This window comes from Micromonospora sp. NPDC048930, from assembly GCF_043197935.1.
GTDB lineage: Bacteria > Actinomycetota > Actinomycetes > Mycobacteriales > Micromonosporaceae > Micromonospora.
Window position 1 is genome coordinate 41,716 of sequence record NZ_JBICUB010000027.1, and the last position, 22,290, is coordinate 64,005.

The 22,290-nt window shown below is 70.0% G+C and carries 21 protein-coding genes; 16 read left to right on the forward strand and 5 right to left on the reverse strand.

The window, feature by feature from the left end:
* Positions 1 to 66: 66 nt before the first annotated feature.
* From ACGFI9_RS35865 to ACGFI9_RS35895, 7 genes are all read left to right on the forward strand, one after another.
* A complete protein-coding gene (locus tag ACGFI9_RS35865) occupies positions 67 to 330 on the forward strand; it encodes a hypothetical protein (protein WP_393185314.1) in 264 nt (87 codons plus the stop codon).
* On the forward strand, positions 294 to 1,787 hold the full coding sequence (locus ACGFI9_RS35870; RefSeq protein WP_393185316.1) for an APC family permease: 1,494 nt from the start codon (positions 294 to 296) through the stop codon (positions 1,785 to 1,787). Before ACGFI9_RS35865 ends, ACGFI9_RS35870 begins: the two co-directional genes overlap by 37 nt.
* A gap of 309 nt (positions 1,788 to 2,096) precedes the next feature.
* Entirely contained in the window at positions 2,097 to 2,798 is a 702-nt protein-coding gene (locus ACGFI9_RS35875; RefSeq protein WP_393185318.1) for a hypothetical protein, read from the forward strand.
* A gap of 47 nt (positions 2,799 to 2,845) precedes the next feature.
* Positions 2,846 to 4,078: a histidine decarboxylase gene (locus ACGFI9_RS35880; RefSeq protein ID WP_393185361.1), complete on the forward strand. Its 1,233-nt coding sequence runs from the start codon at positions 2,846 to 2,848 to the stop codon at positions 4,076 to 4,078.
* Entirely contained in the window at positions 4,075 to 5,214 is a 1,140-nt protein-coding gene (locus ACGFI9_RS35885; protein WP_393185320.1) for a class II histone deacetylase, read from the forward strand. The genes ACGFI9_RS35880 and ACGFI9_RS35885 overlap by 4 nt, the downstream gene beginning before the upstream one ends.
* A 69-nt stretch (positions 5,215 to 5,283) precedes the next feature.
* Positions 5,284 to 6,051: a class I SAM-dependent methyltransferase gene (locus ACGFI9_RS35890; RefSeq protein WP_393185322.1), complete on the forward strand. Its 768-nt coding sequence runs from the start codon at positions 5,284 to 5,286 to the stop codon at positions 6,049 to 6,051.
* Between the two features lie 830 nt (positions 6,052 to 6,881).
* Positions 6,882 to 9,329, forward strand: a complete 2,448-nt coding sequence (locus ACGFI9_RS35895; RefSeq protein ID WP_393185324.1) for an EAL domain-containing protein — start codon at positions 6,882 to 6,884, stop codon at positions 9,327 to 9,329.
* Here ACGFI9_RS35895 and ACGFI9_RS35900 read toward each other — a convergent pair.
* Positions 9,288 to 10,343, reverse strand: coding sequence for a DUF6545 domain-containing protein (locus ACGFI9_RS35900; protein WP_393185326.1), 1,056 nt, complete (start codon positions 10,341 to 10,343; stop codon positions 9,288 to 9,290). The two genes, ACGFI9_RS35895 and ACGFI9_RS35900, sit on opposite strands and share 42 nt — an antisense overlap.
* Positions 10,344 to 10,742: 399 nt before the next feature.
* Between ACGFI9_RS35900 and ACGFI9_RS35905 the strand changes: the two genes are divergently transcribed.
* Complete coding sequence (locus ACGFI9_RS35905; RefSeq protein ID WP_393185327.1) at positions 10,743 to 11,231, forward strand: helix-turn-helix domain-containing protein; 489 nt, start codon at positions 10,743 to 10,745, stop codon at positions 11,229 to 11,231.
* A gap of 9 nt (positions 11,232 to 11,240) precedes the next feature.
* Here ACGFI9_RS35905 and ACGFI9_RS35910 read toward each other — a convergent pair whose 3' ends face one another.
* From ACGFI9_RS35910 to ACGFI9_RS35920, 3 genes are all read right to left on the reverse strand, one after another.
* A complete protein-coding gene (locus ACGFI9_RS35910; RefSeq protein WP_393185329.1) occupies positions 11,241 to 11,768 on the reverse strand; it encodes a hypothetical protein in 528 nt (175 codons plus the stop codon).
* A 53-nt stretch (positions 11,769 to 11,821) separates the two neighbouring features.
* Positions 11,822 to 12,988 (reverse strand): MAB_1171c family putative transporter, encoded by a 1,167-nt coding sequence (locus ACGFI9_RS35915; RefSeq protein WP_393185330.1) that lies wholly within the window; start codon positions 12,986 to 12,988, stop codon positions 11,822 to 11,824.
* A 199-nt stretch (positions 12,989 to 13,187) separates the two neighbouring features.
* A complete protein-coding gene (locus ACGFI9_RS35920) occupies positions 13,188 to 13,535 on the reverse strand; it encodes a hypothetical protein (RefSeq protein ID WP_393185332.1) in 348 nt (115 codons plus the stop codon).
* A 1,293-nt stretch (positions 13,536 to 14,828) separates the two neighbouring features.
* Here ACGFI9_RS35920 and ACGFI9_RS35925 point away from each other — a divergent pair.
* The 8 genes from ACGFI9_RS35925 (at position 14,829) to ACGFI9_RS35960 (ending at position 21,443) form a co-directional block, all read left to right on the forward strand.
* Positions 14,829 to 15,302, forward strand: coding sequence for a hypothetical protein (locus ACGFI9_RS35925; RefSeq protein WP_393185334.1), 474 nt, complete (start codon positions 14,829 to 14,831; stop codon positions 15,300 to 15,302).
* Between the two features lie 50 nt (positions 15,303 to 15,352).
* Positions 15,353 to 16,075 (forward strand): tryptophan 2,3-dioxygenase family protein, encoded by a 723-nt coding sequence (locus ACGFI9_RS35930; protein WP_393185336.1) that lies wholly within the window; start codon positions 15,353 to 15,355, stop codon positions 16,073 to 16,075.
* 125 nt (positions 16,076 to 16,200) lie between these two features.
* Positions 16,201 to 17,229 (forward strand): aminotransferase class V-fold PLP-dependent enzyme, encoded by a 1,029-nt coding sequence (locus tag ACGFI9_RS35935; protein ID WP_393185363.1) that lies wholly within the window; start codon positions 16,201 to 16,203, stop codon positions 17,227 to 17,229.
* Positions 17,226 to 18,455, forward strand: a complete 1,230-nt coding sequence (locus ACGFI9_RS35940) for a tryptophan 2,3-dioxygenase family protein (RefSeq protein ID WP_393185338.1) — start codon at positions 17,226 to 17,228, stop codon at positions 18,453 to 18,455. Before ACGFI9_RS35935 ends, ACGFI9_RS35940 begins: the two co-directional genes overlap by 4 nt.
* A 261-nt stretch (positions 18,456 to 18,716) precedes the next feature.
* On the forward strand, positions 18,717 to 19,181 hold the full coding sequence (locus ACGFI9_RS35945) for a hypothetical protein (RefSeq protein WP_393185340.1): 465 nt from the start codon (positions 18,717 to 18,719) through the stop codon (positions 19,179 to 19,181).
* A 130-nt stretch (positions 19,182 to 19,311) separates the two neighbouring features.
* On the forward strand, positions 19,312 to 20,541 hold the full coding sequence (gene mycP / locus ACGFI9_RS35950; RefSeq protein WP_393185341.1) for a type VII secretion-associated serine protease mycosin: 1,230 nt from the start codon (positions 19,312 to 19,314) through the stop codon (positions 20,539 to 20,541).
* 20 nt (positions 20,542 to 20,561) lie between these two features.
* Complete coding sequence (locus ACGFI9_RS35955; RefSeq protein ID WP_393185343.1) at positions 20,562 to 21,041, forward strand: hypothetical protein; 480 nt, start codon at positions 20,562 to 20,564, stop codon at positions 21,039 to 21,041.
* Between the two features lie 219 nt (positions 21,042 to 21,260).
* Positions 21,261 to 21,443 (forward strand): hypothetical protein, encoded by a 183-nt coding sequence (locus ACGFI9_RS35960; protein ID WP_393185345.1) that lies wholly within the window; start codon positions 21,261 to 21,263, stop codon positions 21,441 to 21,443.
* A 475-nt stretch (positions 21,444 to 21,918) separates the two neighbouring features.
* Here ACGFI9_RS35960 and ACGFI9_RS35965 read toward each other — a convergent pair whose 3' ends face one another.
* Entirely contained in the window at positions 21,919 to 22,236 is a 318-nt protein-coding gene (locus ACGFI9_RS35965) for a helix-turn-helix domain-containing protein (protein ID WP_393185346.1), read from the reverse strand.
* Positions 22,237 to 22,290: the final 54 nt, after the last annotated feature.

The window sequence follows — 22,290 nt, forward strand, 5'->3', positions numbered from 1 at the left end:
GGACGGTGGTTGCCAGCATGGCTGACCGCCGCGCGGACTGGTGCCGCCGTCACGGGCGCGGGAGACGTGACGTCGGAGGAGTTCGCGTGGGGGTACGCGATCCGGCGGGAGTGGCCGGACGGCGCCCACGACCTGTTCGGGTTCACGTCGAACGAGAGTGAGGCCGAACGGCAGCTCGCCCGGGACGAGAGCTACTGGAGTAGCGGCCCGGTGCGGCCGGCAGCGGTGTACGTCGTGCCCGCCAACGCCGCCGACGTGAACCGGCACCCGGTGGACGGCTGCCGTAGCGCGTCGTGCCCGAACTCCCCGGAGCGAGGGCAGCAGCGGTGAGCACGACTCATACGCAAGTGGCCCTCGCCCGGCGGACGTTGACGCCGATCGGACTGTGGGTGTTCGGCTCGGCAGCGTCCGCGCCAATGGTGGTGCTGGCCGGAGGCATCGTCGCCACGTACGCGACCACCAAGGTGACCGCGCTGGCGTTGACGTTCGTGCTGGTCGCGGGCGTGGTGGCGCTGTTGACCGTCGGGTACACGGCGATGGCTCGTCAGCTCGGGCATCCGGCGGTGTATTACGCGATCCTCGCGAACGGCCTCGGGCGGGGCTGGGGTGTGGCGGCGGGTTTGGTCGCCCTGGTGGCCTACAACGCGATCCAGGCCAGCCTGTACGGGCTGTTCGGCGCCACGATGGCCGGTCAGCTCGGCGGCACCTGGTGGGTGTGGGCGGGTATCGCCCTGGCCCTCGTCGGGTTGTTGGGGATGCGGGCGATCGCGTTGTCCACCCTGGTCCTAGCCACTGTGCTCGCCGCGTCGCTGCTGGTCGTCGGTGTGTTCGTCCTCGCCGGGCTCGGGCAGCCGGCAGGTGGCGAGGTGTCCTGGGACGGCTTCAACGCCTCGGGGCTGGCCGTCGGCGGTATCGGCGGGGCGGTCGCCCTGTGCGTGGCGGCGTTCATGGGCGTTGACGCGCCGGCGAGCTTCGCCGAGGAGGCCGTGGACCGGCGGTCGATCAGCCAGGCGACGATCGCCGCGGTGGTGATCCTCGGCGCGGTTTACGCCCTGGCGGCGTGGGCGATGGGCGTGGCGGTCGGCCCCGAGACTGTCGCCGAGGTGGCTGCGGATCCGGCGGCGGGATTGCCGTTCGTGGTCCTGGAGCGTGTCGGCGGCGTGTGGGTCGCCCTCGCGGAGCTGTTGTTGGTCTTTGCGATCCTCACCTCGATGCTGGCTTTCCACTCGGTGGTCGCACGGTATGTGTTCGCGATGGCCCGCGAGGGAGTCCTGCCCGCCGGTCTCGCCCGGGCCAGCGGCGGCACCCGGGTGAGCGCACCGCGGGGCGGGTCGCTGGTGCAGACCGCGGTCGCGGCGGTGCTCGTGGCCGCATTCACTGTGGCCCGCGCCGACCCCCTCGTCGTGATGTTCACGTGGCTGTCGACGCTGGGCGCGTTGGGCCTGTTGTGTCTGCTGCTGGCCGCGTCGGTCGCGACGATGGCGGCGAAGGAGAACGTGCGGGGCCAGCGGCCCGGGTTGTGGTCGTGGACACTCGCGCCAGGGCTGGGCCTGGCCGGTGGGGTGGTGGTGCTGGCCGCGATGGTCGGCAACGTCGGATCCCTACTCGGCGCAGCACCCGGGTCGCCGTTGCCGTTCCTGCTGCCCGTGATCATCCTCGCTGCCGCTGTGGTGGGCGGGGTATGGGCCAGGCACCTGCGCCGGTTCCGCCCGGATGTGTACGCCGGTATCGGCCGAGGCACCCCGAAGACCCACGCCGTTCCCGACGCCGTGAACGTTTCGATCTGACCAGGGGCGAGGATGATGACTCACGCGGCCACGCCGCCACCCGGCCGTCACTACGGCGTCGACCCGCTGGATCCCGGCTGGCGACCAGAATCCCCACCGGCGGGACCTCCCGCCGCATACCCAAGCCCAGCCACCCACGTTCCACCACGTGGCTACGGCGCGGCGCGAATGCCCCCCGACTACCCGCGCGCACCCGACACCGCGGCCGCGCCGTCCGCGCCCGGCGCCCCGGCTGCCGCATCGTTGGGCGTGTCCGGTCAGGTGCCGGCCGACGAGCCGGTGACAACGGAGGACCGATGGTGGGCGCACTTGCGTCGGCAGGTCGGGTTCCGGCTGCAGCGGGCCAATGTCGGCCACGTGCTGGCGGCCTACGAGCGGCTCGATCGCGGCAATGCCCTCGGCCCGCACGGGATCGGGCTGCTGTACGTGGTGCCGGCCGAGCACCAGCCGCACGGGTTCGAGTTGAAGCTGGCCACCCGTCTGTTCCTGTCGTCGCCGGAGTCGGATGACCTGCACCGGGTTCTGGTCGACCTAGTCGAGGTTGCGACCGACAACGTCACCCGCGCCGCCAGGGTGGGGCGGCGGTGGGATCCGCTCGGACCGGAGAACTCTCTGGTCAACGGGGGAGACATGACACTGCCGTCCTCCGCTGTCTACGTCGGGGTCGCGGTGACCACGCTCGACTCGGAGATGGGCCCCTGGTACCGGGTGGCGCGGCAGGTGCGGGACCAGCGGCTCGGCGGTGGGGTGTCGATGTTCGACCTGCGCGGCCAGTGCTACGCCCTGCTGACTGACGGCACCGCCTTGTATGTGGACCAGAACCGCAACCGGCCCGTCGGCGACGAGGGGATCCGCTGCACCAAGACCCTCGACCCCGACCGGATCAGCTACTACAACCGGTACGCGAACCTGACTGAGCAGGGCGACGACACCACCCGCCAGACATGGACCCTGCTTGAGGTCCTGCACCGGGTTCTCACCGCCCACCTCACCGACCGGCGGCCGGCGTGACCACCAGCCCTGTCGCCGACCTCGCCGTCGTGGCGGAGCTGAGCCGGATGGACATCGATGTCCCGGCCGTGCTCGAGCACCTCGTGGACCGGGCCCACGCCGCCGCGGCGACGAGCATCGGGTTTCCCGGCGCGGTGGACCTCGACTACACCGACGTCGTCGCCCGCCTCGGTCACCGGCTGTGGAACAACATCGGTGACCCGGCGACCGACCCGGGCGGAGCCGCTCACACCAAGGCCTTGGAGCGGGCCGTCGTCGCCTGGTTCGCCGACACCCTCGCCATGCCACCGGATGACCGGTGGGGATACGTCACCACGGGTGGCACCGAGGGCAACCTCGCTGCCCTCCACGCCGCCCACCGCCGCCACCGGCGAGCGGTCGTCTACTACTCCGCCGCCGCGCACTACTCCATACCCAAGATCGTCGACGTCATCGGTGCCCGGGCGGTCGTCATCAACGCACGCCCCGACGGGGAGATGGACTATGCGCACCTCGCCGCGCAGGTGCGGCGACGCCCCACCCGCCCGGCGATCGTTGTCGCCACCGCTGGCACGACGATGACCGAGGCGGTGGACGACACCACCCGTATCCGCGACGTCCTGGCCGCGCACGGCCCGGGTGGGCACCTGCACGTCGACGCGGCCCTGTCCGGTATCCCCCTCGCCCTCGACGGCCAGCTGCGCATCGACGACGGCAGCGGCATCGGCAGCATCGCCATCAGCGGGCACAAGTTCCTCGGCGTACCCATGCCGTGCGGCGTCGTGCTCATCCGCGACAGAGCCGCCCGCATCCACGGCGGGCACATCACCTACACCAACACCGCCGACACCACGATCAGCGGATCCCGGTGCGGCCTGGCCGCCGCCCTGCTGTGGCACGCCATCGCCAGCTACGGCCGAGAAGGCCACCGGTGGCGCGCCAGCGAAGCACGACAGCTCGCCGCCTACACCGTCGACCGGCTCACCGCCGCCGGCTGGCCAGCGTGGCGGCACCCGCACGCCTTCACCATCGTCCTCGACACGCCACCGGCCACCGTGCGGCAGAAGTGGCTACTGGCCACCGACGGCGCGGTCAGCCACGTCATCTGCATGCCCGGCGTCACCCGCAGGCAGATCGACGCCTTCGTCGCCGACATCACCGCCGCCATCACACCACCAGCGGCATCGATCCCGCGTCCCCGCGCCCGTCCCACGGAAACACCGCCGTCACGGAATCAGCCGCCTCGCACTGACGTCCTCGTTCCGGCACCGTCTACCGCGCCACGGAGGCGACCCACATGACCCTCACCGGCTACGTCTTTCATCCCGAGTACCTGTGGCACGACACCGGCACCAGCGCCGGGCTGCTGCCCGCGAACCCGCCGGCCGGTATCCAGCCCGGCGTGCATGTCGAGAACCCCGAGGCCAAACGGCGCACGCACGAGCTGATCCACGCCTGGGGGCTGCTCGGCGAGCTGGCCGTCATCGAACCCCGCCGGGCCACCGAGGCAGAACTCCTGCGCGTCCACACCCTGAAGCACATCCAGCGCATCAAGGCGCAGAGCGACCTGCGCTCAGGAGGGGACGCCGGCGACGGGTTCTCCCCGGTGGGCTACGGCAGCTACGACATCGCCCGGCTGGCGGCCGGCGGGCTGATCGAACTCGTCACCGCCGTCGCCCACGGCGACATCACCAACGGGTACGCGCTGACCCGCCCACCCGGACACCACGCCACCGCCGACCAGGCGATCGGCTTCTGCCTGTTCAACAACGTCGCCGTCGCCGCCCGGCACGCTCAAACAGAGCTGGGCCTGGCGCGGATCGCGGTGGTGGACTTCGACGCCCACCACGGCAACGGCACCCAATCCATCTTCTACACCGACCCGAGCGTGCTCACCATCTCCCTGCACCAGGCCAACTGCTTCCCACCCGACTCCGGGTGGACCCACGAAAACGGCGACGGCGACGGCACCGGCTACGCCGTCAACGTGCCCCTACCACCCGGCACCGGACACGCCGGCTACCTGTACGCCATGAACCAGGTCGTCCTTCCCGCCCTCGACCGTTTCGCGCCGGACCTGGTCCTGCTCGCGGCCGGCTTCGACGCCAACGTGTTCGACCCGATGGCGAGGCAGATGCTCACCGCCGACACCTACCGGACCATGACCGGGCTGCTCACCGACGCCGCGGACAGGCTCTGCAACGGGCGGCTCGTCGCCGCCCACGAAGGCGGCTACAACCCGTGGTACGTCCCGTACTGCGTCCGGGCGTTCCTCGAAACACTCGCCGGCACCACCACCGGCGTCACCGACCCCCTCGCCGCTGTGGTCGCCGGCTATGCCGTCGAGCCCCTCTCACCCCAGCAGCAGGCCGTGGTCGACGAGGCCGCCGACCTCGTGCGGCGCATCGCCATGGCCAGCACCCCGGCCGTCCGCTGACCCGCACACCCTTCCCGACGAGCCGGCCCGCCGCCCCCACTACACCCTCATCCACCCGGAGGATTCCCGATGGCGACCATCCAGCACGACCAGCTACGCCCTGCCCGGCTGCGCGAGCTGCTCGACCCGATCATCCGGCAGGAGTTGGACAGGCTCGACGTCCGGCCCGGCCACCGCGTGTTGGAGATCGGCGCCGGCACCGGCGAAATCACCGCCCGTCTGGCCCGCCTCGTCGGCCAGCACGGCACGGTCAGCGCGGTCGACAAGGACACCAGCTACCTCAACCCGACGCCCGTCATCGACGTCTACCAGCGGAACCTGGACGGTGACGTGCTTCCCGGCGGAGCCGACAGCTTCGATCTCGTCGTCGCCCGGTGGCTGTACGGAGCGCTGCCGCACCCGGCCGAGGTGTTGGAACAGATGATCGCCCGACTGCGGCCCGGCGGCTGGCTCGTCCTGGCCGACGTCACCGACACCCCGCCCCGAGTCTTCCGGGCGCCCGACGGCGACGCTCGCCTGATCCACACCGTCATGCGGCGCGTCTACCGCACCATCGCCGGCGCCGACGGCGGCGGCACCTGGGCGACCGACGTCGACACCCTGCTCCTCGGCAACGGCATGGCCCAGGCCTGCACCCACACCTCCACCGAAACCTGGACCGGCGGCGGCCCCGGATGCCGGCTCCTCGCCGACGCCGTCGACCACCTCCGCCCGACCCTGATAGGGCCCGACGTCACCCACGCCGACCTCGACCGGTTCCTCAACCTCATGACCGACCCCACCGTGGTCCTCGGCTCCTACGAACGCAGGGCGATTCACGCCCGCAGAGCGAGCTGACCCGCAGCACGCTGTCTGGGCTGGTCGAGGTGCCGCCGCCCGGCCCACCACGCCCGAATCCCGGCCGGAGGCCAGCGGCCTTCCCGCAACCGCGCACAGACCCGGGCCGCAGGGAGGCTGTCAACTCCCCGCAGCCCTCACCCAGTAGGCGCCGTGCGACGCCTACCCCACCCGGCCGCCCATCAGTGAGGGACGGCGGCCGGTTCGTTGCCGGCGGCAGCGGGCTCGTCCTCCGACTCGCTCGCCGCCGGCAACCCTCAGCCCTCCACACATGAGCCGCCCCGTGACCGGCCTCCCCAGGCCCAGCCCATCAGGCTCGCGACGACTCCGAACCGGCACGGCGGATGGTGAGACAACCGGTGGCCTGACAGCGCTGTCCCTGCCGCCCGGAAATCTGCTCCCTGGCCCCATCCAGTCAGCCGAACGCAGGGTGCCCGCAGCACGTGGCCGGCGCTCGCACTGTTGCCCACGCCACGTTGCCGTGGTCTCCCCCACTGCGGACGTCGACTGGCTACGGCGGACAGAACTCACATCATGGTCCGGTTCAGGACCGCTGTCTGGAAGCGTCGAGAAGAGCTGCCCGGCGCTACAACTCAACTACCGTCCGCGATGACGCTTGATCCCAGTGTGCATGTACCGACCAATCCGACTCTTTAGTCTTGATCGATGCCGATGCATGGCGATATGTTCCGCTTATCGCGAACTCAGCGGAAGGAGGGTGTAGCCATGCGTAAGGGTGTCGAGTGGGACTGAACTCCCCGTAAACGACCTGCTACTGTGGATGATTATTCGACTGGGGGCTGGGGTTGATGATCACGGGGGACTGATCGATGTCGTTCCGGCGTGACGGGTGGGCGCTGGTTCTGCTGACCACGTCAGGGGTCGTGACGGCGCTGGCGTGTGTTGCGTGGGCGTTAGGAAACTTGGGATCGCCGCCGCCTGAGCATCACGTGTATCTGTGGATGGGCGCCGCGCTCATGGCCATGGGCGCGGCGTTCTCAGTGCCGTTGCAGCCGCGTTTGTCGATGCGGGTCACGCTGACGCCAACGGCGTGCCTTGTGTGCGCGTCAGTGCTGCCAGCACCTTGGGTGGTGGTGTGCGCGGCGGCCGGGTTGACTGTGGCCCGACTGTTGGCGCGACGCCCGCGCTCGTTCTGCCCGCACAAGGTCGTGCACAACACCAGCATGGATATCATCGCCGCCGCGCTGGCTAGTGCGGTGATGTTTGCCTTCGGCATCCGTCCGCATCTTGGCGAGCCTGCGCCGACTGCCCCGTCGCTTTCGCGTCATCTGTTCGGCTTCCTCGTCGCGGCACTCGTCGTGGTGGTATTCGAGGAGCTGGTCACGACAACGGCGGTGACGTTGTCGACCGGGCGTCCGTTCTTGGTTGTGCTGCGCGGTCTGTGGCTCACCCGGCTGGGCGTGGCTGTCGCGGAGATCAGCATCGCCGGTGTGGTTACGGTCGTCACCGGGCTGGAGAAGCGGGCGCTGGTAGCGCTGCCGGTGATGATGCTCATCCTGCACCTCTCGCTCACCTATCGGCTGCGGGTTCGTGAGGAGCGGCGGGCCTGGGAACACCTGGCCGCGTTGAGCGACGCCCTGACCGCCCGTGACCTCGACGTGGTGCTGCACACCGCGGCCGGCGGCGCGGTCGACCTGTTCGGCGCTCGGGCGGCGGACATCGAGCTCACAGGCGGCCGGCGGTTGGTGCGCGCCAGTCAGCAGGGCGGTGTGACCCGTGTGGTCTTTGACGGGCCCGCCGCTGAGGCTCCCGACGTCGCCGGGCCGCGGTCAGTGGTGCGGCACGAGATCGGCGGCGACGCCAACGGGGTGCAGGGGATTGTGCGGCTGCACCTGAATGGGCCGCGTGATGCGCTCTCGGTGCGGGAGCGCGCGGCTCTGCAAGCCTTCGCGGCGACCCTAGCGTCCAGTGTCGACCTCGCGCATGCCTACGGCCAGCTCGCGGCCGAGGCGCGGCAGCACGAGGCAGCAGCGACGCACGACGACGAGACCGGCATACCGAACCGTGCCGCGTTGCTGAATCGCCTCAGCGAGATGTCCGGCGAGTCGTGCCATACGGTGGTCATCCGCCTGGAGAACTACCACTTCCTGGCCGACGCGGTCGGCAGGGACCGGGCCTCGGCGCTGCTGAAGACTCTCGCCGATCGATTGTGTCAGCTGCCGAGGGACACGACCTCAGCGGTAGCCCGCGTGGGCGACGTGACGTTCGCCTTGGTCATGGGGGACGTCACGACGGACATCGCCTACCAGCGGGCGTGTTGGGCGGTGGCAGAGCTGCGCCGCGAGATCAACGTCGATGGGCGCCGGCTGGTGGTGCGGGCCAGCGCGGGGATGGCATCCGGCCCGCCTGGACCACGCCTGCTCGACGCGGCCGAACGAGTGTTGTGGCGGGCTATCCGGCGAGGTCAGGACAGGCTGGTGTCGTATCAGTCGGGCCCGGTACGCGAGTGGTCACTGGCCCGTGAGCTGTCGCACGCACGCATGTCGATCTCGTTCGAGCCGATTGTCGACCTCGTCAGCGACAGGATCGCCATGGTGCAGTCCACACCGCGCTGGCTGTACTCGCGACACGAGGTTCTCACCGCCGACGACTACGCCTACCAGCTCGTCGATGATCCTGACAGTCTGGAGACCCTGGCGGGGAAAGTGGTGGCGCGGTCCCTGTCGGCTGCGGCGACCTGGCGTGACGCGCTGCCGGACGCAGCGTTGGTCGTGCCGGTGCCGGCCGGCGCCCTCACGCCCGGCTTCGCCGATACAACCCGTGACCTGCTGCGGGAGCATGCCGTGGCGGGCACGTCGCTGGTGCTGGCGCTCGGCCGGCCACCGCAGCCGGACGCACTGGACGGCGCCGAGCGGATGCGGCAGTTCGGCGTGCGGCTGCTGCTGGATAGCTATGGCAGCGGCCACGGAGGGATCGAGTCGCTCGACGCCGCCACGTGGAGCTACCTGCGTCTGCATCCGGCCTACGCCCTGGACGCGGGCTGGCAGCCGGCCCGGTCGGTCATCCGCGCCGCCGTGAACCTCGCCAGCGACTTGGACCTCACGGTCATCGCACCAGGGATCACCACCGACGACGAACGGCGCGAACTGGCCGGGCTCGGCTGCGCCCTGGGCAGCGGTCCACTGGTCGGCGGCGAGATGTTCCCCAGCCAGCTCCGCAGCCACGCGCAGGTGTGGCAGCCCACCCCGCTGCACGCGGCAGCGCGGGTGCTACCGCTACACCGCGCTGGGCGAACGGTCCCGCGGCGTCGCGGCTAGTGAGATCACCGGAGTGCCGCCCACGGGCGTCGGGTCAGACATTGCGTCTTCGGCGGCGACGGCGGCGACCACCGGCACCCGCCGGGCGATCTCCGCGGCGACCAGCGGAGACTCGTGCAACGCGCGGGCCATGCGGGCCAGCCGGCGGGCCTCGGCGCGCACGTCGTGCGGGTCATGGCGCTCGGACAGCAGCGGCGAATCGTCGGCGCCGGGCGGCAGCGAGGTATGACGGCGGCGCAGCGCGACAGCGACTGTGGCAGCCTCCGCGACGGCCGCCACGGCGGCGGCATCGAGCCGGTGACGTCGCGCGCGTCGGGCCGCGCTGGCGTACACCTGCCGACTGCACCACGGCCGCAACACTCGAAGCGCCTCGTGGATCTCAATTACGGTGCGGTAGCGCTGTCGACTGCCACGGATCTCGACCGGGACCGGCGCGGCGGTGCTGGTGCTGACGAGCGCGACATCAGGCATGCCCTCTCGCAGCGTCATCCACAACTGCAGCAGATCCCAGTCGTGGCGCCGGTCGGCCCACCACGCCGGCATCGCGCCGGGCAGCCTCATGCGGGAGACGTCCATAGCGGCGTGCGCGGCAGCCGTAGCGGATGCGGCGCGCGTCAACTGCCGGTACAGCAGGTCGGCAGCCAGCTCGGCCTCGGCCTCCACAGCGGGATCGACGTCGTCGTGCAGCACGTCACCGTCGTGCTCGAGGACGACGTGCGCGACCTCGTGCAACACGGTCTGCGCCCGCGCGAGCGCGGGCAGCGCCTCGTCGACGAGGATGCGGTCGACGTGGGCTCGCCTGACGAGCAGCCCCGGCGGAAGGTCAGCGCCCAGCCGTACGTCATGGACCCGCAGGTCACGTCCGCGTGCTCGGCCAATCGCCTCGCACCAGGCGTCCACGGTGTACGGAGCAGGCGGGGGTGGAACGTTGGCCTCCCGCAGACGCCGTGACAGACGCGCCCGAGCCAAGAGCATCCAGACCTCCTGATACGCGATCAGTGCCGGACCAAACATCAGAGCGTAACCGCAGGGGAGCTACCCGGGTGCCCTCCGACTCCTTGACAGATCACCGTCCCATGTAGTGCTGGCCGCGCAGCGAGGCCGCCCGGCTTCGCCCGACGGTCGTCCACTTGCCACACACGAGTGACCAGTGGACATGCCCGGGGGGCGGCAGAAGGCAAAGCGGCGCGGCCGACGACTGCGGAGGGCGCGATGAAGGCCGCCCCACCTCGGCGGCCCCTCATCGCTCCCTCTACCCCCGTTACCCTCATGAAGCTCGCGCCCGGCCTGGTTCACACCAGTTGAGCGGCGCCTCGGCCTGAGTTTAAACTCAAGTAGGCAACGGGTGTCAACTGATGTGATGGTCTAACCACATCCGATCCACATCGGTTGACGCGTGAAGCAAGGGGGATCATGGCCGCAAGCAAGCCGGGCGAACGTGACGAGGCTGGCGTTGATCGAACGAGGTGGTCGCTAGCCGACAAGATCAATAACTTGTTCGACACGATCCGCCGGCCAGACGGAACGCCCCACAGCAACGAAGAGGTTGCTGCGGCAATGGCGAAGACTGGAGGCACCTCCACAATTTCCGCGACGTACCTTTGGTTGCTACGCCGAGGCGAGCGAGACAACCCTACGAAGCGCCACCTGGAAGCGCTCGCCAAGTTTTTCGACGTGTCGCCTGCCTACTTCTTTGACGACGCGAAATCGCGCGCTATCGCCGACGAGCTGGCCGCGGTAAAGCTGCTCAGCGATGCCAGGATTTCACGGGTCGCCACGCGGCTCGGGGGGCTGTCGACGAAGAGCTTGCGTCATATCGCAGATATTGTCGAGCACGTACGCGCCATCGAAGGACTGGATACCCCAACCAGTGCGGCAGAGGATTCCGACAACCGCCGGTGACGAGGTGGATCATTCAAATATGTCCCGGAGGGTAGCGAGCACTTCGCGATCGTGACCCACCGCACGGCTTTCCTGCTCTCGTACCGCAAGTTCCATAACTACCGACGCAAACACTTCGGCTTCCCGCTCCTCGTGGGCGTCGTACGAACCGCGACCCAGGGCACGCCGAATGACTGCCGGGCTCAGGTTCGGGAAGCTGAGATGCAGGTAATCCTTTCCCAATGCGCCCTGATGGTCGTAAAGGAGATGGGCCAGCTCGTGCAGCACGATGTGGTCCCGATGCGTTTTCGTCGCACCCTCGGCCACCATCACGTAATCGGCGGTATCGGTCTCGATCCAGAGCCCGCATGGCGCGTCGGCGTCGACGTTGTCGACTTCCAGAATGACAATCGGGCGGTTACGTTGCCGGCTGACGACAGCACAGAGTGCGTCCGCAGAGAAGGGCGACGGTAGTTCGAGTGTCAGTTCCCGCAACTTTGCCCGAGCTGACGAAGCAAGCGACTTCGTGGAAGCGGCGGTCTTACTGCGGGGAGCCATACGGCTCACCACCGGCGGCGCGATTCGGCGCAAACTAGGCCAGATCAAAGCAGTCACCTACCCTCTGAGCCGGGCCGCTGCAGCCGGGCAAACTCCTTGCTCACGGTGCACAACCACGCGACATCTTCCCTGACGGCGCTCTGAATGGGGCCGGCGGCAGCCCGGGCGGCGGGGGTGCCGGCACGTCGTTCAGCCAGGGCATGCTTGATCATTGCAGCCTCCACTCTTGCGTCCAGATCATCCACGTCGGTCACCTGCGACTGCCACCGTTGCCGTACCTGGCGCTCGACTTCCGGATCTCGGTACGGACGAAGCGCAAGCATGCCGTCGAGGATTTCGACTTTTCGCCGATAGAGCCGGTAGGACAGTCGCTCGTCACCTGGCTCACGTAGAGCGATGTCCGGGAGCTCAGACGTGAGAGCCTGCCACAGCGGCTTGAGCTGCCGTAGAGCCCGAAACTCCCGCCACGCAGTCAGTGGCCCTTTCAACCCGACCCGGCGTCCCCACACCGGGATCGTTGATCCGATCACCACCAACAGCACCGCGCCCACCGCCGCGACAGATCCCCAAACGTCGAGCCAGGCGGGCGTCTCACCGGTCGAGTTCTGCACCACCAGGAAGACGATCCAGTGCACCCAGTAGAGCGATCCGATCAGGACGCCGACGGCGATGACCCGCAGCCCAATCCTCAAGCTTTCCCGCGTGCTCTTGAACGAGTACGTCATGAAAAGTCGCGCAATATCGGCTTGCAGTACGTTGACTGCCACCAGGTACGTGATCCAGTAGTGGTTGATGAAAGGGGCATCCGCGTAGACGGTGGTGAACCTGGTGGTGTTGGTGTCGGCGGGAATCCTGCTGAAGAAGTACGTTGCCACTACGAGCGTGGCAAGCACCAGGATTCCCCGCCTCCGGAGCATCCGCTGGGCGACAGCCGGTTCCTTCCCGTACGCCAAAAAGATCAGCACTGCGGATGCCTGCCAGCCACTGATCAGAATCAGCCAATGCCCCACCACTTCGGCTGCGTTCGGGATCCCAGTGAGGGCGTAGACGGCGTTGTAGCCCGGCGGATAGAACAGGGAAACAGCGCCCGCCAGGGCCAGAAGCGACCGCCACCAGGCCCATGCGGTGTCGCCCCTTGGATGGCGCAGCAGGCTCCAGGACCGGTACCCAACGGCCGACCAAATGAGAATTAGCGCCAGCAGGCCGGGCCACCCGGTCATGCCTTCATCTCCCCCCGTTCGCCTATGCCGATACGACGACTCCCATCCCCCTCGGGGGAGGGTCTAGGTTATGGAAGCGCGCGACCAAGCGCAATTCATCCAAGGTAGACCCTTACGACAAATCGCACTTTCTCATGCTCCTCCGATACCCGGACCTGGAACTTCCATAATGCCATGCGCCCAAAATTACCCCAACCGGTCAAACTGCCTTCTTTGCGCCAAGGGCGCGAACTGCACTAACGATCTCATCAGCAATTTTCCTCACTTCGCCGACCAATGCCAGGTACTGGTCGACCTCTCGGCGGCTCGACGAGGAGAGGTCAGGGTCCTCGAGCCAGGCTCGGCCTGGCAGCTCAAACATCTCGTGCAGCTCGTGAAGGGATGCCTCCCACTCCTGTTCCAACGCCCTCAAGTCGGCTATCGGCAAATCTGTCGCTGGCAGGAGACTCAGATGTGCCTGTATCGCCAACTTGCTGGCCTCTAGCTGCGCAGTCAGGAGGGGCAAGGCGCTGATCGGCGGAATATCGGTTTCGTGCTGACTTGTCAAGGGGAACCTTTAGGTCGATGGACGGGTGACGCTCTTTATCCTACGAGTGAGTAACTACACCGCCGTCGTCCGCTGCCGGGCCGCAACGCCACCAACTGCGGCTCCCCGGCCCGCGACCGTGCCGGAAAAGAAGACGTGCTGCGCCACTACCTGATCCTCGACGCGCTTGCCGTCCGCGACCTCGCCATCGTGATCGACTCCGACCAACCACCGCGCTGCTGTACTGCGTCGTCCTACAGCAGGTTCCCGACGACCGGATCGACGACGTCGTCGCACCGATCTGCGACCGGTTAGCCCCCCGCAGGGCCATGGTCAAGAACGAGTACCGCACCCGGGCACCGCCACGATCACACTGCGCGTCGACGGGCAGCTCACCGCTCTGCCCGACGACCTCACCTTGATTGAGCCGGGACTGGCGCCACTGGACGACTGGTGGCCCGGGCTCAGCGAGCCGGACTCCTACGCCACCTCGCCCGTGCCCTCACGGATGCGGGCGCGGTCGCTTTGCGCAACTTGCCGTCGTGACCTCCGGGCTACGCCATGACTACACAGTGGTCCGTGCCGGAAGACGACCAGACGTGCACCCTCGAAGAGGCGGGGCGCTCTGCCGCTTCTCCCGCCAGCCAGCCCGACAACGGGCGGTCCCAGATCGCCCAGATGCCGCCGACATCGAGTCCCCAGGTACGAGCCACCCCTTATGCCGGTGGCCGGAAACTGTGCCGCCACCGCCGGGCACACCGGCCGCGGGACCTGAAAAAAAAGGGGCGGACGCTACGGGTTGCGCCGCGTTGCCTTCGCCTCGCGCATGCAGGCGCTCTGACCGTCTCCTCGTGCGCCCGTCATCTTCGCCCTCGCATTGCCGAGGCAGGGGGCGCCCCCGTCGTATGGGCAGGCCAGCCGCCTATCGCCGCAGCGATCGGTGGCTGGGCGATGCTGCCAGAGCTGGCAAGAAGTGTGGACACCGCTCAGGCGGGCGTGCTGAATTTGATTCCGCTGCCGGCGCACCGCCGGCCGACCACAGGAATGGGTTTTCGAAACCTGCCGCAGATTGCGCGCAGGATAATCAATCGCGTCCTGAAACAGGTGTGCACAATGATTCTTTCGCCGTTTACATCTCGCGTTTCATCGGGTTTGTCACGCCGGTCGGCGGTGAGGTCGAGCCGGCCGGCGGCCGTGCTGGGGGCCCTCGGCGTCGCAGGACTAGTCGCGTCGGGATGCGCCACGACCGCGGACCCGCCCTCCCCTGCTGCCGGCACGACGTCGCCCGCCGGGGCCGGCCACTCGAGCGCGCCGGTGTCGAGCCCGTCTCCCGCGGCCTCCTACCGGCCGGTCAGCGCGCTGTGCACACGGCTCGACCTGCGGGCGGTCGCCGACCTGGTCGGGCAGGTCAGCGACCAGCACGATGCCTCAGGCACGGGCGGCAGCCTCGCCAGCCTGGCGTGTTCGGTCACGGTCGGGCGCCTTCCTGGCGGTGTGGTGGTGACGGTACGCGCGGACGTCGGCGCGCCCGACTCTGGCCGGCTGATGTACGAGGGGCTGCGTCAGGTGCAGCAGGGCAGCGGACCGGTCACCGAGCTGACCGGTCTGGGCGCTACCGCCTACACCTACACCGACGAGGCGACCGGCCTCACCGTGGTGACCTACGACGCGAACCTGTACCTGACGGTGACCGCGGCGCCGCTGCGCCCCGGGGCCGACCTGCCCGGCGACCTGACCGGCGGGCTACGCGCCGCCGCGATCTCAGCGCTGGACGCGCTGCGCGCCTGAGCAAGCTCGCACCTCGCCGTCCTGCTGTCCCACTGTCTGGAGGCCGTGAGATGCCCGTGTCATCGCTGCCCGCTGTGCTGCCGGGGACCGGCGGCACCGACTACGCCCGCTACATGCGCACCGACGAGCTGCTGGCGTTGCAGAAGAGCCCGGTGGATTGGGTGCACCCGGACGAGCTGCTGTTCCAGATCGTGCACCAGAGCAGCGAACTGTGGCTCAAGCTCACCCGCTCCTTGTTGTCCCGCGCGCTGACGCATCTGAGCGCGGGGCAGGCGGGCGCGGCGGAACTGCTCGTGCACCGGGCCGCGGAGGCGCTGCGGCTGATCACCGAGCACCTGCGCATCCTGCGGTCCCTGCCCCCGGCGCACTTCGCGGTCATCCGCCGCGCGCTGGGCAACGGGTCCGGGTTCGAGTCCCCCGGGTGGCGGCTGCTGCGCTCGGCGACCACGGAGCTGGACATCGCGTTCAGCCGGCTGCTGTCCTCACTTCGCCTGACGCCGGCCGACCTGTACCGGGGTCAGCCGTCGGATCCGCTGTACCGGCTCGCCGAGGCGCTGGTGGCGTTCGACGAGCGGATCGCGCTGTGGCGCACCGAGCACTACAGCGTCGCCACCCGGGTCATCGGCCAGGGCGTGCTCGGCACCCGCCACACCCCGGTCGACAGCCTCCCCGCGCTCATCGCCCACCGCCGGTTCCCGACGCTGTGGGAAGCGCGCACCGCACTGACGCAAACGTCCTCGCCCGGTGCGTGCCCCCGGCGGGTGCAGCCGTGACCGCGGCGGCCCTGACCGGACCCGCGCCGCTGCGGCAGCGGCTGGCCACGCCACCCGCTGGCGCGCACCTGGCGGCGTGCAGCATCGCCCCCCGCACCGTCGACGTGGACCAGGCCATCTCCCGGATGCTTGACGACCTGTCCCGGCCCGGCTTCTGGCAGGCGTGCGAGGAGCAGGTCGCCGAGGCCCGCCGCATGTTCGCGCGGCTCATCGGCGCCGACGTCGACCAGATCGCGATCCTGCCCAACGCCAGCATCGCCGCGCACCAGGCGGCGGCCGGCCGCCGGTGGCGGCGACGCCGCGACATCCTGACCACCCCCGCCGAATTCCCGGGAATCGCGCACGTCTGGTTGAGCCAGCCGGGAGCGCGGGTGCGCTGGTGCGGCACCCCCGCCGGGACGGTGAACACCGGCGACTATCTTTCGCAGATTGGGCCCCGCACCGGGCTGGTGTCGGTGCCCGCCGTCACCTACCGCGACGCCATCCGCCTCGACGTGGCGCGTATCGCCGACGCCGCCCACGACGCCGGCGCGGCAGTGTTCGTGGACGCCTACCAGGCCGCCGGCGTGATGCCCCTCGACGTCGACTGGCTGCGCTGCGACTACCTGGTAACCGGCACCGGCAAGTACCTGCTCGGGCTGCCTGGCCTGGCCTTCCTCTACGTCCGGCATCCGGGCGGCCCGGCGCCGGCGCTCACCGGCTGGCTCGGCCGCACCGACCCCCACGCCATGCGGGCCACCGTCCTGGACTCACCCCCGCACGCCCGCCGGTACGAGACGGGCACCCCGGCCGCCGCAGCGGTGTACGCCGCCGTCGCCGGACTGTCCCTGGTCGGCGGTCTCGATCTTCGGCAGGTCCGCCACCACACCCAGCGGTTGATCGCCGCGGCCGCGCAGCGTCTGGCCGCTCAGGGCGAGGTCGTGCGCCTGGCAGGCCAGGTCGATGCCCAGGGCGCGCACCTGGCGCTCGTCGAGCCGCACGCGGAGGCGATGGCGGCCTGGCTCGGGCACCGCGGGGTCATCGCCGCGCCCCGCAGCGGGGTGCTGCGCTTGGCCATGCACGCCTACACCACCGCGGGCGACATCGACGCCGCGTGCGAGGCGATCGCCGCCTACCGGCACCGCAGCTGCACCCGACCGGGAGGGATCCGATGAACCCCGAACCGCTGCACCGGTGGCTGGCCCAGCATCGGCCCACCACACACCGCTTCCCCTACGACCGGGTTGTCGACGTCCACCAGCACCACGGCAAGCAGGCCGTACCCGAGGCGTGGACGGCGCTGCTGCGCTCAGCCCGTGAGCGGCTGCACGACGTTTCCGGGCCGCGGGGGCAGTTGGCCGCGTTCCTGGACACCGCGCTCGACAAGGTCGACGGCCGGTTCGACTACCGCACCTACCTCGCCCTGTCCCTGCTGCCCATCCCCGACCCGGACCACAGCACCGAACCGGCAGACCGGCTGCTGGCCTGCCGGGACCGCTTCCACGTCCTCCTCCTGTCCGACCTCATCGCCTTCGAACTGCGCGCCCTCGACAGCACCGGCACGCCGTTGCCCCAGCTGCGCCCTGACCCGCTGGTGGTGCGCAAACGCCTGCGACACGCGGTACGGGCCACGGGCCCCGCACTGCGCCGGCTCAGCTTCGACGTCCGTGCCGTCGACGATCCGGTGGCGCTGGCCCGCCGGCTGACCGCCATGGTCGGCATCGACCGCACCCCGGCTGACCGGCTGACGCTGCGGACCACCATGCTGCCTTTGTCGAGCGTCCACGACGAGTGGACGTTCATCCGGGTCCTGCAAGCCTTCGAGCTGACCTTCGGGCTCCTCGCTGTCGACCTCACCGCCGTCGTCACCGCCGTCGCCGAGGACCGCCTGCCCGCGGCCGGCATCCGCCTGTCCCTCGCCGCCGCGCTCCTGCGGGAGACCGCGCCGCTGTGGTCGCTGCTGGCCACCATGCAACCGCGGGCATTCCACCGCTTCCGGGTGCACACCGACGGGGCCAGCGCCATCCAGTCCCGCGCCTACAAGCTGGTCGAGTCGCTGTGCCGCACACCCGACCCGGAGCGCCTGCACTCGGTGGCGTACCTGTCCGTGCCCGACGTGCACGCCCGCATCCGCAGCGGGCAGACGAGCCTCGACGACGCCCTAAACTCCATCCGCGCCGACCACCGCGCCGTCGCCGAGGTCCCACTCCTCGCCGACGGGATGCGGCAGTTCACCGCCGCCGTGCACCAGTGGCGGCGCACCCATCACCGCCTCGCCGTGCGGATGCTCGGCAGCGAGCGGCCCGGCACCGGCGCCACGCCCGGCACCCCCTACCTGCTGCACGGCCGCGACACCGCCGTCTTCGGCGACCACAGCGCATCCGGAAACGGCCACCGATGACGGCCGCGACGATCCCACCGCCAGCGACACGACGAGACCGGAACGCATGGGCTCGCCCAGCGGTGGCGGAACGTGCGCGCCGAGATCCGGTCGACCGGAGCGTGGCAGCCGCCAACCCACCCCGGCCCTTCGTCCGGACCCGTACAGCCTCGCCCTCACCGCCGGTCACCCGAGGCCCGGCCATGAGCCCTCACCGCGTCAGCACGCCGACGTCCCCCCGGCCGCTGCCGCCGCACCCATCCGAACCAGCAGGGAGGACAGATGTCCGCACGCACGTCCGCACGACCGCACCGGCGGCTGACCCGCCTGGCCGCGGCGGCCGTCGCCCTCACGACCGTCACCGCCGGCCTCGTCGGCGTCTCCACACCGGCCCAGGCAGCGGGCTGCCGCGCCGCCCCGTACAGCGCCAAGCTCGCCGCCGCCGACGTCTACATGATGTACGACGGCCCCGAGGTCATCAGCTACCCCAAGTACCCCAGCTACTACCGCACCACCAGCCAGTGCCGCGACATCCAGATCCGCAACACCGGCAACGGCACCGACTACGGCCCCTTCGACGCCTGCATCAACTTCTACGGACGCGCCACCTGCAACTACTGGACCCACGTACCCGTCGGCCAGTGGCGCAACCTCGCCACCAACGTCAAAGACGGCACCAAGTTCTACGTCTGGGTCCGCATCGACATGGGCCGCTACTACGGATTCACCGCCGTCGGCGACTGGTGACCAACAGGGTCCCTCCGACGTAGCCGGACTACCTCGACCACGGGCCCGTCACTGCAGCGTGACCGGCCCGTGGCCATCCGATTCCTGTCCGTCCGGCCGCTCGGCGGCCCACAAGGGAAGGTACGCGCGGATGCGCCTCGTTCCCCGTCCGGCGTCGACAGTGGCCGCTGCGGCGCTGAGCGTCCTGGCGGCCCTGGCTGTGCCGGTCGCGCCGGCACACGCCGCCGACCGCACGGACGCCTGGCACCTCGACGCCCTCGAACTGACCGACCTGCACAAGATCACCCAGGGTGAGGGCATCACCGTCGCCGTCGTCGACACCCGTGTGGACGCCCGCCACCCGGACCTGAAGAACAACGTGCTCCCCGGCGTGGACCTCTACGACGACCGCAGCAAGGGGCACCAGGACCGGCACGGGCACGGCACCGCGATGGCGTCCCTGATCGCCGGGCACGGGCACGGCCCGGGCGGCCGCGAGGGCGTGCTCGGCGTCGCCCCGAAGGCCAAGATCCTGCCGGTGACCGTGCAGGGACGCAAGGGCGCGTCGATCATCGCGCCGGACGCGGTCGCGGCCGGGATCGACTGGGCGGTGGACCACGGCGCCGACGTCATCAACGTCTCCCTGGGCAGCTCGACCGACGCCGACCTCGACCGAGCGGTGAAGCGGGCGTACCAGAAGAACGTGATCGTCGTCGCCGCTGTCGGCAACAAGCAGGACGTGGTGATCAGCAGCCCGGCCCGGCACCCCGGCGCGCTCGCCGTGACCGGCACGGACCGCAACGGACGCCCCAGCCGCATCGCCGCCATCCCCGCCGAGGAGACCGACCTCGCCGCACCCAGCGACGACCTGTTCACCGCGCTGCCCAACGGGCAGTACACGATGACCACCGGAAGCAGCTCCGCCACCGCACTCGTATCCGGCGCGGTGGCGCTGGTGAAGTCGAAGTACCCGAACCTCAACTCGCACGACCTGTTCAAGCGGATGCTGGAGACCACGCGGGACGCCGGCAAACCGGGTAAGGACCTCGACTACGGATGGGGCCAGCTCGACCTGCGCCAGGCGTTGACCAGCGAGCCGGACGGCAGAGGCAGCCGTAGCCGGGCGGCTCAGGAGCCCGAGGTCGACCCGACCCTGGCCCGTGCGCGCGCCGAGAACTCAGGGAGCCCGAACAACGTTCTCGAATGGGTGCTCTCGCTGGCGGTCGTACTCGTCCTCCTCGGCCTCGTGGTGACGGCGGTGCTGCTCGTGTGGCGACGCCGCCGGCGACGGGCCGGAGCGCTCCCAACCGGGCCAGGGCAGCAGCCGGCGTCCTCAACCGACCCGACGGGCGGCGCCGGCTGGCGCCGCCCGGAAACGTGACGACGAACGGAGGCAATCCGGTGACCCACTCGCCTGGCACCACTCCTCACCCCGACGCCCCTCCCTCGCCGCTTCCTCCGCCGGCCCGGCCGCCGACGGCGGTGGTCACGGCGATCCTGCTGATGGTGCCCACGGCCCTCACCTGGCTCGTCGCGGGCGTCGCGTTCTTCGCCGCGATGGCGAGGTCAGACGGCGACGGCAAGATTTTCCTGATCGTCATCGCCGTGCCGATCCTCGCGCTCTGCCTGCTGGTAACGGTCATAACGGTGGGTGGGATGGTCCTCGCCTGGCGTCGGACCGGCGCCGAAGGGCTGCGGATACCGGCCGCCTTCACCTTCGGGCTCTTCGCCATCTCCCTGCTCAGCCTGCTGGTGCAGGGCAAGCTCAGCTTCCACCCGACGATGGTCACGCCGCTGGTCGTCGGCGGACTCTCCGGGGTGGCACTTGCCCTGCTCAAGAGCCGACCGGCCAAGGACTGGTTCGCCGGCAACCCCCGCTGACCGGAGCTGCCGCCAGTTCATCGCCGCCCCCGGCCGAGGTGGCCCGCCGCGGCGTGTGACGAACGGCGACGCCGGGTATGGTCGGTGTCGCCGGGCGCTCGCCAGCGACCGAGACTCCTTGACCGGGCGCCAGTGTGAGCGCTGGGTTTGCCACCAGGCTGCGCGGCAAGAAATGCCGATGGCCTGATGTGCTCCTCTGCTGAAAGACGGGACTCCCGCATGGCATCGAACGACAGTGATCAACCGGCGTTGTTTCTCCCCACGGCGACCGCCGAACGGCTCGACGGCCCGGGCGTGACTTTCGACGGCAGCGAGGAGGCCATGCGGCGACTGCGCCATCCGTTCGCGGTGGAGCAGGCCCGGCCGACGGCGGGCCGCCGCAACCCGGAGCAGCGCGACTGATCCCACCGGGCTCACGCTGTTGGAGCGGACCCCCGCGACCGAAGACCGTCGGGCGCGGCTCCAGCGGCGGTACGGCGGTGGTGCTCGCCAGCCTGGCCTCGGCCGCGTACGGCGACGCCCGCCGTGGCTGGCTCGACCTGGTCGAGACGTACCACCACATCGGCACCACTGCGCGTGACCATGACCGCCGCGGCGACCGCGTGGCGCAACTCCGTCACCCTCGCAGCGGTGATCGATTCCGACGCCGTCGGCATGAGCGGCGTTCCACCCCGTACCGTCGTCGTCCGTTCCGCGGCTGGCCTTGGTCGTGCGCCGCACGCCGCCGATCAGCCGTTTCCAGGTGCGGCGGCCGGGATGCCGAGAGGCGCCACATACGGGGGTACGGCCGCCAGGGGCGAGGCGGGGACGACGGGTCCGCCCGCCGGCTCACCGACACCAGCGGCACGCCCGACGGCCTCACCCGAGAGCGGGTCGGTCAGCCCTGTCGCCGCGTCCCCTGCTGCTTCTCGTTCTGTCGAAGGGCTTCCTCGAGCTGGTCTTCCAGGATGATGATCCGGCAGGCGGCCTCCAGGGCGGTGCCCTGGTCGACCATCTCCCGGGCTCGGGCGGCCAGGCGCAGCTGGTAGCGGGAGTAGCGGCGGTGTCCACCGGTGGAGCGGTGCGGGTCGATCAGTTTCGCCTCGTCCAGGCGGCGCAGGAAGTCCTGCGAGGTGCCGAGCATCTCTGCGGCTTGGCCGATGGTGTAGGCGGGGTAGTCCTCGTCGCCGAACATGTCATCGGGGTTTTGCCCCATGTCACCTCCACGTCGAGGGCCCCGGCGCTTGCGCGCCGGGGCCCAGGGTTACGG

Excerpts from the sequence above, each read along its gene's own strand:
- ACGFI9_RS35880 (WP_393185361.1), top strand. The coding sequence starts at position 2,846 with ATGGACATCGATGTCCCGGCCGTGCTCGAGCACCTCGTGGACCGGGCC.
- ACGFI9_RS35885 (WP_393185320.1), top strand. The coding sequence starts at position 4,075 with ATGACCCTCACCGGCTACGTCTTTCATCCCGAGTACCTGTGGCACGAC.
- ACGFI9_RS35890 (WP_393185322.1), top strand. The coding sequence starts at position 5,284 with ATGGCGACCATCCAGCACGACCAGCTACGCCCTGCCCGGCTGCGCGAG.
- ACGFI9_RS35895 (WP_393185324.1), top strand. The coding sequence starts at position 6,882 with ATGTCGTTCCGGCGTGACGGGTGGGCGCTGGTTCTGCTGACCACGTCA.
- ACGFI9_RS35900 (WP_393185326.1), bottom strand. The coding sequence starts at position 10,343 with ATGTTTGGTCCGGCACTGATCGCGTATCAGGAGGTCTGGATGCTCTTG.
- ACGFI9_RS35905 (WP_393185327.1), top strand. The coding sequence starts at position 10,743 with ATGGCCGCAAGCAAGCCGGGCGAACGTGACGAGGCTGGCGTTGATCGA.
- ACGFI9_RS35910 (WP_393185329.1), bottom strand. The coding sequence starts at position 11,768 with ATGGCTCCCCGCAGTAAGACCGCCGCTTCCACGAAGTCGCTTGCTTCG.
- ACGFI9_RS35915 (WP_393185330.1), bottom strand. The coding sequence starts at position 12,988 with ATGACCGGGTGGCCCGGCCTGCTGGCGCTAATTCTCATTTGGTCGGCC.
- ACGFI9_RS35930 (WP_393185336.1), top strand. The coding sequence starts at position 15,353 with ATGCCCGTGTCATCGCTGCCCGCTGTGCTGCCGGGGACCGGCGGCACC.
- ACGFI9_RS35935 (WP_393185363.1), top strand. The coding sequence starts at position 16,201 with ATGCTTGACGACCTGTCCCGGCCCGGCTTCTGGCAGGCGTGCGAGGAG.
- ACGFI9_RS35940 (WP_393185338.1), top strand. The coding sequence starts at position 17,226 with ATGAACCCCGAACCGCTGCACCGGTGGCTGGCCCAGCATCGGCCCACC.
- ACGFI9_RS35945 (WP_393185340.1), top strand. The coding sequence starts at position 18,717 with ATGTCCGCACGCACGTCCGCACGACCGCACCGGCGGCTGACCCGCCTG.
- mycP (WP_393185341.1), top strand. The coding sequence starts at position 19,312 with ATGCGCCTCGTTCCCCGTCCGGCGTCGACAGTGGCCGCTGCGGCGCTG.
- ACGFI9_RS35960 (WP_393185345.1), top strand. The coding sequence starts at position 21,261 with ATGGCATCGAACGACAGTGATCAACCGGCGTTGTTTCTCCCCACGGCG.
- ACGFI9_RS35965 (WP_393185346.1), bottom strand. The coding sequence starts at position 22,236 with ATGGGGCAAAACCCCGATGACATGTTCGGCGACGAGGACTACCCCGCC.